Genomic DNA, 10,244 nt, shown 5'->3' with positions numbered 1-10,244 from the left:
GTCGTCAACAACGCCAGCGTCATCGACCTGTCGGGCTCGCTCGACCTCGCGACGAAGAAGTACGACCTCATGCAGGACGTGAACGTCCGCGGGACGTTTCTGCTGTCGCGGGCGGCGATCCCGATGCTGAAGGATGCCGCGAATCCGCACATCCTGTCGCTGTCGCCGCCCCTGAACGTCACGCCGAAGTGGCTCGGCGCGCACACCGGCTACAGCCTGGCGAAGTTCGGCATGACGATGGCGACCCTCGGCCTGGCTGCGGAGTTCGCGGACGCCGGGATCGCGGCCAACACCCTGTGGCCCCGGACGACGATCGCGACGGCGGCCGTGCAGAACGTCATCGGCGGCGACCGGCTCATGGCCGTCTCCCGCACGCCGGAGATCTACGCCGACGCCGCGTACGAGGTGCTGACCGCGCCCGCGCGCGAGCTGACCGGGCAGACGCTGATCGTCGAGGACGTGCTGGAGGCCGCGGGTGTGACCGACTTCTCCGGCTACGCCGCGGTCCCCGGCACCCCCGACGCCGCGCTGTACCCCGACATCTTCCTGGACTGACGCCCCCGGGTCGATAAACGCTCTGCCGAGTGGGAAACGCCGCGCGGAGGCGTGTCTCACTCGCCAGAGCGTTTATCGGTGGGGCGGCGCCGACCTCAGAGCAGCCCCAGCTCCGCGAAAGCGTTGTGCACCCCGTCGTCGAGCACCGCCGTCGTCACGCGACCGGCGAGGGCCTGCAGCTCCGGTTCCGCGTTGCCCATCGCGACGGGCGTGCCGACGACCTCGAACATCTCGACGTCGTTCCAGCTGTCGCCGATGCCGATGGCATCCGCTGCGTCCAGGCCGAGGAGCTCGAGCACCTCGAGGATCGCCGAGCCCTTGGTGACACCCGTGAGACCGATCTCGCCATTGGATCCGCCGGGCAGCGGGATCGAGCCCGGGATGACGTGGAACCTCTCGCCCAGCTCCTGCGCGCCGTGCGCGACGGTGTCGACAGCGGGGCTGATGAACACGGCCTTGGCCACGCGATCGCGGTCGATCTCGGCCAGGGGACGCGCACGCGGGATCGACGTCGTGGCGGGGGCGTCGACGCCCTGCGCGGCCAGCTCCGCGGCACGTTCGGCCAGCCGCGCGCGCACGTACTCGCGAATCACGGGCTCGACGCCCGGCGAGGCGAAGACCGCGTCGTGCGTCTGGAGGAAGTAGTGGATGCCGTGGGCCTGGAAGTACTCCTCGATCGCGGCCACGTCGGCTCGCGGCATCGGGTGCGCGACCACCATCTCGCCGTCGCGCGTGGCGTAGGCGCCGCCGTTGCTGATGGCGCCGTCGAAGCCGATCGCCTTCACGTCGGGGTGGATGTCGCCCTCGGCGCGGCCGGTGCACAGCCACACGAGGTGGCCGTTCGCGCGCGCCTGGCGGATGGCGGTCACGGTGGACGGGGCGATCAACGAGCCGTGCTCGAGGATCGTGCCGTCGACGTCGAGGAAGGCGATGCGGGTCATGTGCACTCCGTGGGTCGGCCGCCGGGCCATGGCGGTCGGGTCTTGAGGCGGCAGGCAGGCCGCTCCCCAGCAACCGTACCGGCGCGTCCTCGTCGCGTGAGAGGTCAGGATCTGTCGCCGAGGGGGCTCCCAGGCGACAGATTTTGACCCCTCACGCGAGATAAGGCGCCCAGCCGGGGTGCAGGTGCTCGCCGGTACCCTGGAAGGCATGACCGATCAGACCCCCGTGCGCGAGACCAAGCCCCGGCAGGTGCGTCCCGCGGGGGCCCCGGCCGACACCGGCATCCGTCAGGTGCGCCCGAAGACCGAAGGCTGGCAGCAGGCGAAGGACGAGACCGGCCGCCCGTTGCTGCAGTTCGCCAGCCCTAAGCGCGGCAAGCCCCCGGTCCACCTCGCCGACCTCACGGCCGACGAGCGCGTCGCGAAGGTGAAGGAGCTCGGGCTCCCCGGCTTCCGCGCGAAGCAGCTCGAGAAGCACTATTTCACCCACTACACCTCCGACGCGGCCGCGATGACCGACCTGCCGGCATCCGGTCGTGACGAGCTCGTCGCCGGGATGCTGCCGCCGCTGCTGACCGAGGTGCGGCGCCTCGAGACCGACCGCGGCGACACGATCAAGTTCCTCTGGAAGCTGCACGACGGCGCGCTCGTCGAGTCGGTGCTCATGCGCTACCCGGGCCGCATCACCCTGTGCGTGTCGAGCCAGGCCGGGTGCGGCATGAACTGCCCCTTCTGCGCGACCGGGCAGGCCGGGCTCACCCGCAACATGTCGGCGGCCGAGATCATCGAGCAGATCGTGCGCGCCAACCGCCTCATCGCCGAGGGCGGCCTCGGCGGCAAGAAGAGCGACGACCACTCGCTCGACCGCGTGTCGAACATCGTCTTCATGGGCATGGGCGAGCCGCTGGCGAACTACGCCCGCGTCATGCAGGCCGTGCGGGTCATGGTCGACAAGGAGCACGGTCTGGGTATGAGCGCGCGCGGCATCACGGTGTCGACCGTGGGGCTCGTCCCGGCGATCAAGAAGCTCGCCGACGAAGACATCCCGGTGACCTTCGCCCTCTCGCTGCACGCGCCCGACGATCACCTGCGCGACGAGCTCATCCCGGTGAACTCCCGCTGGAAGGTCGACGAGGCCCTGGATGCCGCCCGCGCCTACTTCGACAAGACCGGACGCCGTGTCTCGATCGAGTATGCCCTGATCAAGGACATGAACGACCACGCCTGGCGCGCCGACCTGCTGGCCGAGAAGCTCAACGCCCGCGGTCGCGGCTGGGTGCACGTGAACCCCATCCCGCTGAACCCCACGCCGGGCTCGATCTGGACGGCCTCCGACGTGCCGGTGCAGAACGAGTTCGTGCGACGGCTGAACGACGCCGGCATCCCGACGACCCTCCGCGACACCCGCGGCAAAGAGATCGACGGGGCGTGCGGGCAGCTCGTCGCGACCGAAGACGACGAGGCCGCGGCCGCCGCGACACCGGTCGCCTGACGCGAGACCGCTACGACAGGCGGATGCCGTAGAGCGCGAGCTTGCGGTACACGGTGGCGCGGCTCATCCCCAGCTCCCGGCCGGCTTGCTCGACGGTCATGCCGGGGCGGGTGAGCACACGCACCATCTCGTCGCGTTCGAAGGCCCGGATGGGTGGCAGGTGCTCGGCGCGGGCGAGCAGCGTCGAGGGCAGATGGCGGACGTCGATCTCGTCGGTGCGTGACGCGGCATCCCGGATGACGGTCGCGAGCTCGGCGACGTTGCCCGGCCAGGCGTAGTCGGTCAGTGCTCGGGCGGCACCGGGGGTCAGACGGACCGGCCGGCCCCGGAAACGCCGGGCGAGGTGGTCGGCGAGCGGAAGGATGTCGCCGGTGCGCTCTCGCAGCGGCGGGACCTGCACGATCGCGTCGATGAGCGGGACGAGGGCAGCCGGGAGCGCGTCGAAGCTCTCCGCCGTCACGCCGTACGTGCCCGCGACGGTGTCTCGCGCGGTCGACAGCGAGGCGGCGAGGCGTTCGGCCGCCGCCGCGGGCAGGTCGTCGGTGTCGCAGATCACGAAGCCGGTGCGGGCGTGGCGCAGCTCGGGCGTCCACAGTGAGAGCCAGGAGAGCGCTTCGTCGGGGACCGGGGCGCGCACGGCGAGCAGGTGACCGCGCGGATCGGCGTGGCGCTCGGCCTGGGCCAGCAGCGTGGCGCGGCCGCTCCCGCGTTCTCCGACCGCCGCGACGATGCGACCGGGGCGCATCGCGGCGAGGGCCTGTGCGAGCGCGTCCTCCCACGCCGGCGACAGCGTCGGGGCACCCTCGTCGCCCGGCGACCGCCGCAAGGCCTCGATGCGGAATACCTGCCCCCGGGCGGCGGGCCGGGGCCGCTGGCCCTGCGAGCGCGCGAGCATGAGGTTCGCGGTCGCCGTCGCCGCGGTCTGCGCCAGCGCCAGCAGCAGTCCCGATCGCGCATCCGACCACGTCGTGAGGTTGATCGCGCCTTCCAACCGGCCGGTGGCGGGGTCGAAGATGGGGGCTGCCGCACACGTGTAGCCCTGCAGGCTCAGCGAGTAGTGATCGTCGGCCCGGACGAGGGACGGCATCCGGTCGGCGAGCGCGAGGCCGAGTCCGTTGGTGCCCGCCTCGCGCTCGGAGTACGAGAAACCGGGCGCGAGGTTGACGTGATCCAAGGCCTTGATCAGGTCTTTGTCGCCGCTCTGGCGTTCCAGCACCACACCCTCCGCGTCGGTCAGCATGAGACTGACCGGTTCGCCGTCGAGGGTCGAACGCAGGTCGGAGAGCACGTCGCGTCCGCACTCCGTGAACAGCGACCCGTCGTCGGCGGTGCCGGTGAACACCGGCTGCACGCCGTCGAGGGGAACGCCGTAGTTCTCACTGCGGCGCCAGGATGCCAGCAGGCGCGGCGGGACGCTCGCGGGCGGTGCCGAGTGCACCCGAGCGCGTGAGGGCAAGGGGTTGATGTTCATCTGCGCCTTTGCAGTGATCCGGGTGCCACGAGTTTAGAACGGCGCGCGGAGGAAGTCATCGACAGCCGTCTCAAATTGAGACGGCCGCCCGGGGGCGCCGTGTGCCGAACGTTCTACCGTGGCCGCAAGGACCGAGGGTCCGGAGCATGAAGCAAAGGAGCAGTCATGTATCAGAAGGACGGCGAGAGCTTTTTCATCGTCGACGCCCATGTGGCGTTGTGGGATGCGCGACCCGAGAATCAGCGCAACATCCACGGCAAGCAGTTCATCGACTGCTTCTACGACTATCACGCGAACCTCTCTCCGGATGCGGAGAAGTGGACGTACGAGGAGTACCTCTACCAGGGCGGCGAGAGGTTCATGAAGGACCTCTTCACCGACGGGTACGTCGATCACGCCATCTTCCAACCGGCTCGTCTGAGCGAGTTCTACCGGAACGGGTTCGGGCAGACCGAGGAGGCGTGGGCGCTGACGCAGGCGAACCCCGGGAAGCTGACCTACAACCACAATTTCGATCCGCGGTACGGCGAGGCGGGGCTCGACCGCTTGCGCGCCGACGCGGAGCGTTTCGGCCTGCAGGGCGTGAAGCTCTACACCGCCGAATGGCACGGCGAGTCCCGCGGGTGGAAGCTCGACGACCCCTGGGCGTACCGCTACTTCGAGGCGTGCCGAGAACTCGGCATCCGGAACATCCACGTGCACAAGGGGCCCACGATCCGTCCCCTGGACCGGGATGCCTTCGACGTCGCCGACATCGATCACGTCGCCACCGACTTCCCCGACCTGAACTTCATCGTCGAGCACGTCGGGCTGCCGCGACTGGAGGACTTCTGCTGGATCGGCACCCAGGAACCCAACGTGCACGGCGGCCTCGCCGTGGCGATGCCGTTCATCCACACGCGGCCGCGCTACTTCGCGCAGATCATCGGCGAGCTCATCTACTGGATCGGCGAGGACCGCATCCAGTTCTCCAGCGACTACGCCCTGTGGACGCCGCGGTGGCTGATCGAGGCGTTCGTCGACTTCCAGATCCCCGAGGACATGACCGAGTACGCCCCGCTCACGATGGACCAGAAGCGGAAGATCCTCGGACTGAACGCGGCGAAGATGTACGGCATCCCCGTCCCCGCCGAGCTGCAGCTGCCCGACGCCGACGAGACCGAGACCGGGCCGCGTCAGCCGGAGCGGGCCGACCTGGCGGCCGTGTGATGAGCGCCGTCGTGGACCGTCCGCTCCTCAGCGAGGCGGACGTGCGGGACGCCCTCGGTACCGTCGTCGATCCCGAACTCGACGAGGCGATCACCGACCTCGGATTCGTGCGCTCGGTGCGCATCGTCGACGATCGCGTCGAGGTGCACTTGCGTCTGCCGACCTCTTTCTGCGCGCCGAACTTCGCCTACCTGATGGCCTCGGATGCCAAGGACGCGCTCACCGCGCTTCCGCACGCCGGGCACGTCGTGGTCGAGATCGACGACCACCACGACTCCGAGATCATCAATCGCGGACTCGCGGCGGATGCCGGCTACCGGGGCACCTTCCGGCACGAGGCCGAGAGCGACCTCGACGAGTTGCGCGCGACGTTCCAGCGCAAAGCGCACACCGCGGCCATGGAGCGCGCCCTCACCGCGCTGCTGCGCGCGCGCGACGACATCGACGAGCACGGCGTGGCCGCCGTCGTGCTCGACGACCTGCCCGACGACGCCGCGAAGGCGGCGTTGCTGCGGCATCGCGCGGGCATCGGGCTGAGTCTGGACGGCGCCGCCGTCGTCCTGGTCGACGAGCGCGGCGTGCCGTGTGCGCCGGCCTCCGCCGCTCTCGCACTCCGCCGCGCTCGATCGACCCGGATCTCGATCGACGGCAACGCCCACTTCTGCCGGGGGCTGCTGGCCACCCGCTATCCCGGCGCGGAGGGCGACCAGTCCGCCCGCCCCGCCGAGAACTTCTTTCCCGTCTCCTCCCTCGTCCGTGCCACACGAAAGAGCGTCGCATGACCACCATGAGAGCCGTCCAGGTCGTCGACTACCACCAGAATCTGCAGCTCACGGAACTGCCCGTCCCCGAGATCACCGGCCCGTTCGATGTGATCGTGCGCATCGGCGGCGCGGGCGTCTGCCGCACCGATCTGCACATCCTCGAGGGGCAGTGGTCGGAGAAGTCGGGCGTGGCGCTGCCGTACACGATCGGGCACGAGAACGCCGGATGGGTGGATGCCATCGGCACCGCCGTCACGAACGTGCAGGTCGGCGACAAGGTCATCGTGCACCCGCTGATCACGTGCGGACTGTGCCGGGCGTGCCGTGCGGGCGACGACGTGCACTGCGAGAACAGCCAGTTCCCCGGGATCGACACGCACGGCGGGTACGCCGAGTACCTCAAGACGAGCGCGCGCAGCGTCGTGCGCATCTCGGACAGCCTCGAGCCCGCCGACGTCGCCGCTCTCGCCGACGCGGGTCTGACCGCGTATCACGCCGCCGCGAAGGCGGCGCGGACGCTCCGTCCCGCCGACCAGTGCGTCGTCATCGGTGCGGGAGGGCTCGGGCACATCGGCATCCAGGTGCTCACAGCGCTCACCGCGTCGACGCTCATCGTGGTCGACCGCAACCCCGCCGCCCTGGAACTCGCGACGTCGCTGGGGGCGGATCACACGGTCGTGGCATCCGCGGACGGCTCCCACGTCGATCGCGTGCTCGAGCTCACCGGCGGGCAGGGTGCCCGCGCCGTCATCGACTTCGTCGGCGAGGGCGGGTCGACCGCGGAGGGCATCCGCATGCTGCGCCGCGCCGGCGACTTCTACGTCGTCGGCTACGGAGAGAACATCGACGTGCCCACGATCGACATCATCTCGACCGAGATCAACCTGATCGGCAACCTCGTCGGCAGCTACACCGATCTCACCGAACTCATGGAACTCGCCGCTCGGGGCCTCGTGACGCTGCACACGGTCACGTACGCCCTCGACGACTTCCAGAGCGCCATCGACGACCTCGACGCCGGTCGCGTCCGGGGCCGCGCCATCCTCATCCCGTGAACCCACCCGAAAGAACACAGGAGCACGACATGTCGCACGACCTTCCCATCCGGACCGTGATCAGCCCCGGACGTTACGTCCAGGGCCCCGGCGCCATCACCCGCCTGGGCGAGTTCCTCGCCCCGATCGGGTCCACTCCCCTCCTCGTCGCCGACGACGTCGTGTGGGGCTTCGTCGGGCACGACGTCGAGTCCTCGCTCGCGGCAGCCGGTCTGCCCGTCCACCGCGAGAAGTTCAACGGCATCCCCAGCTCGGGCGAGATCGACCGGCTCGTGGGCGTCATCGGCGAGTCCGGAGCCGACGTCGTCGTTGCGATCGGCGGAGGCAGCACCATCGACGCGGTCAAGGCGTCGGGGTACCTCGCCGGCATCCGCTGGGTGACGGTGCCGTCCGTGGCATCCACCGACGCGCCGACCTCCGCGCTCGCGGTCGTCTACACCGAGGACGGCGCGTTCGAGGAGTACCGCTTCTTCCCGCGCAATCCCGATCTGGTGCTCGTCGACTCCCAGCTGGTCGCCAATGCGCCAGCCGCCTTCCTCGCCGCCGGAGTCGGTGACGCCCTCGCGACGTGGCTGGAGGCCCGCGCCACCTCGCGCTCGTCCTCAAAGACCATGGCCGGCGGCTTGCCGACCGAGACCGGGACGGCCCTGGCCCGTCTCAGCTGGGACGTGCTGTGGGAGAACGCGCTCCCGGCTCTGGACGCGGTGCGAGACCACGTGGTCACCCCCGCCGTCGAGCGCGTCATCGAGGCCAACACGCTGCTGTCGGGGCTGGGATTCGAGTCCGGCGGTCTGGCTGCGGCGCACGCCATTCACAACGGTCTGACCGCGGCTCCCCAGACGCACGGACTCGCGCACGGACAGAAGGTGAACATCGGCTCGGTCGCCCAGCTGATCCTCGAGGGGGCGCCGACCGCCGACATCCGGGACTTCATCGAGTTCACCACGCGCGTGGGGCTTCCCACGACCCTCACCGAGATCGGGCTGAAGGCCGACTCGCCGGAGCTCACGCAAGTGGCCGATCTCGCGACGGTCCCGGGCGAGACGATCCACTCGATGCCCTTCGAGGTGCGTGCGGCCGATGTCGTGGCCGCTCTGTCGTCGATCGAGCGTCTCGCGCGCCGTGTGCGCGAGGAGGCGAAGCTGCCCGAGCCCGTCCCGTACGTCGCCCGGCACTGAACGGGGGACCGGGGGCGGACCATTCTCCGCCCCCGGTCGACCGCGCCCCCGGCACGGGAGGTCCGGCCGCGCGGTCGGTGCTGGCGCGACCTTGCGTGGGAAGGTCGCGGTCCGGCCGCGAGGTCGGTGGCGGACGGGAGCTCGGCCGGGAAGGTCGCGGTCCGGCCCTCGATGTCGGTGGCCGCCGATAGCGTTGACCCATGGTCGGTTATCGCTATCTCGGCAACAGTGGATTCAAGGTCTCGGAGATCACCCTCGGCAACTGGGTGACCCACGGCTCGCAGGTCGGCGACGACGCCGCGATCAAGACGGTGCACGCCGCGCTCGACGCGGGCATCACGACGTTCGACACGGCCGACACGTACGCCAACACGGCGGCGGAGGTCGTTCTCGGCAAGGCCCTCGAGGGCCAGCGACGCGAGTCGCTCGAGATCTTCACGAAGGTGTACTTCCCGACCGGCCCGCAGGGTCCCAACGACACCGGGCTCAGCCGCAAGCACATCATGGAGTCGATCAACGGGTCGCTGACCCGCCTCGGCACCGACTACGTCGACCTCTACCAGGCGCACCGTTTCGACTACGAGACCCCGCTCGAAGAGACCTTCCAGGCCTTCGCCGACATCGTCCGCCAGGGCAAGGCGCTCTACATCGGCGTGTCCGAGTGGACCGCCGAGCAGCTCCGCGAGGGCCACGCGCTCGCGAAGCAGCTCGGCATCCAGCTCATCTCGAACCAGCCGCAGTACTCCATGCTGTGGCGCGTCATCGAGGGCAAGGTCGTCCCCGCCAGCGAAGAGCTCGGCATCTCGCAGATCGTCTGGTCGCCGATGGCGCAGGGCGTGCTCAGCGGCAAGTACCTGCCCGGGCAGCCCGTTCCCGACGGCTCGCGCGCGACCGACGAGAAGAGCGGCGCCACCTTCATCAAGCGTTTCCTGCGCGACGATGTGCTCGAGGCCGTCCAGCGGCTGAAGCCCATCGCCGACGAAGCCGGTCTCACGATGCCGCAGCTCGCGATCGCGTGGGTGCTGCAGAACCCCAACATCGCCGCCGCGCTGGTGGGAGCCTCGCGTCCCGAGCAGCTCGCCGACACGGTCAAGGCCTCGGGCGTGCAGCTCGATGCCGACACCCTGGCCGCGATCGACACGGCCCTGGGCGACGCGGTGTTCTCCGACCCCGAGAACACGTACGAGGTCTCGCCGAAGGCACGCCTGGTCTGATACCCGCTGAGCGGGGCCTGGGTCGTGCCTCAGGCCCCGCTCAGCAGACCGCAGGAATCCCGTCGTACTCTGTGCGAATGTCCTTTTCCGCTCACCGGCCGGGCCGTTTCGGTTCCGACGGCCGCATCGAGTTCACGACGGACGAGGAACGCGAGCCCCAGTACCTCGACGACATCCTCGCTCAGCAGCGCGATGACACCGCGTCCGCTGCCGACGACGTGGCCCCCGACGACACCATCGAGCCCTGGGGTGCGCCGTCCGCCGGTGACGACGAGACCCTTCCCGTCGCGCAGGTCGACCCCGCCGCAGCGGACACCGAGCCGCTCGAACCCCCGCGCGACCCCGAGCCGGAGCAGATCCCCGAG

9 protein-coding genes and 1 pseudogene are annotated in these 10,244 nt (G+C 70.0%); 8 read left to right on the top strand and 2 right to left on the bottom strand.

The window, feature by feature from the left end; all coding sequences use genetic code 11:
• Nucleotides 1-555, top strand: a 555-nt coding sequence (locus LQV45_RS11290; protein ID WP_230007105.1) for an SDR family oxidoreductase, incomplete at its 5' end; no start/stop codon positions are given.
• Between the two features lie 95 nt (nucleotides 556-650).
• Here LQV45_RS11290 and LQV45_RS11285 read toward each other — a convergent pair.
• Nucleotides 651-1,496, bottom strand: a complete 846-nt coding sequence (locus LQV45_RS11285; protein WP_230007104.1) for an HAD family hydrolase — start codon at nucleotides 1,494-1,496, stop codon at nucleotides 651-653.
• Nucleotides 1,497-1,704: 208 nt separating this feature from the next.
• Between LQV45_RS11285 and rlmN the strand changes: the two genes are divergently transcribed.
• Nucleotides 1,705-2,988 carry a 23S rRNA (adenine(2503)-C(2))-methyltransferase RlmN gene (gene rlmN / locus LQV45_RS11280; protein ID WP_230007103.1) on the top strand — a complete coding sequence of 428 codons (1,284 nt, stop codon included), beginning with the start codon at nucleotides 1,705-1,707 and terminating at the stop codon, nucleotides 2,986-2,988.
• A 10-nt stretch (nucleotides 2,989-2,998) separates the two neighbouring features.
• On the opposite strand, the gene LQV45_RS11275 is transcribed toward rlmN, so the two are convergent.
• Nucleotides 2,999-4,459, bottom strand: a complete 1,461-nt coding sequence (locus LQV45_RS11275; RefSeq protein WP_230007102.1) for a GAF domain-containing protein — start codon at nucleotides 4,457-4,459, stop codon at nucleotides 2,999-3,001.
• 165 nt (nucleotides 4,460-4,624) lie between these two features.
• Between LQV45_RS11275 and LQV45_RS11270 the strand changes: the two genes are divergently transcribed.
• From LQV45_RS11270 to LQV45_RS11245, 6 genes and pseudogenes are all read left to right on the top strand, one after another.
• Nucleotides 4,625-5,668 (top strand): amidohydrolase family protein, encoded by a 1,044-nt coding sequence (locus LQV45_RS11270; protein WP_230007101.1) that lies wholly within the window; start codon nucleotides 4,625-4,627, stop codon nucleotides 5,666-5,668.
• Nucleotides 5,668-6,450, top strand: a complete 783-nt coding sequence (locus tag LQV45_RS11265; RefSeq protein ID WP_230007100.1) for an iron-sulfur cluster assembly protein — start codon at nucleotides 5,668-5,670, stop codon at nucleotides 6,448-6,450. The genes LQV45_RS11270 and LQV45_RS11265 overlap by 1 nt, the downstream gene beginning before the upstream one ends.
• Nucleotides 6,447-7,487 carry an NAD(P)-dependent alcohol dehydrogenase gene (locus LQV45_RS11260; RefSeq protein ID WP_230007099.1) on the top strand — a complete coding sequence of 347 codons (1,041 nt, stop codon included), beginning with the start codon at nucleotides 6,447-6,449 and terminating at the stop codon, nucleotides 7,485-7,487. The genes LQV45_RS11265 and LQV45_RS11260 overlap by 4 nt, the downstream gene beginning before the upstream one ends.
• A gap of 29 nt (nucleotides 7,488-7,516) precedes the next feature.
• Entirely contained in the window at nucleotides 7,517-8,665 is a 1,149-nt protein-coding gene (locus tag LQV45_RS11255) for a glycerol dehydrogenase (protein ID WP_230007098.1), read from the top strand.
• A 200-nt stretch (nucleotides 8,666-8,865) separates the two neighbouring features.
• On the top strand, nucleotides 8,866-9,879 hold the full coding sequence (locus tag LQV45_RS11250) for an aldo/keto reductase family protein (RefSeq protein WP_230007097.1): 1,014 nt from the start codon (nucleotides 8,866-8,868) through the stop codon (nucleotides 9,877-9,879).
• Between the two features lie 77 nt (nucleotides 9,880-9,956).
• A pseudogene (locus tag LQV45_RS11245) lies at nucleotides 9,957-10,244 on the top strand (hypothetical protein); the annotation flags it as partial.

This window comes from Microbacterium sp. Bi128 (genome assembly GCF_918698205.1).
The sequence above is the reverse complement of the archived record's forward strand: the minus strand, read 5'-3'. Positions and strand labels throughout refer to the sequence as shown.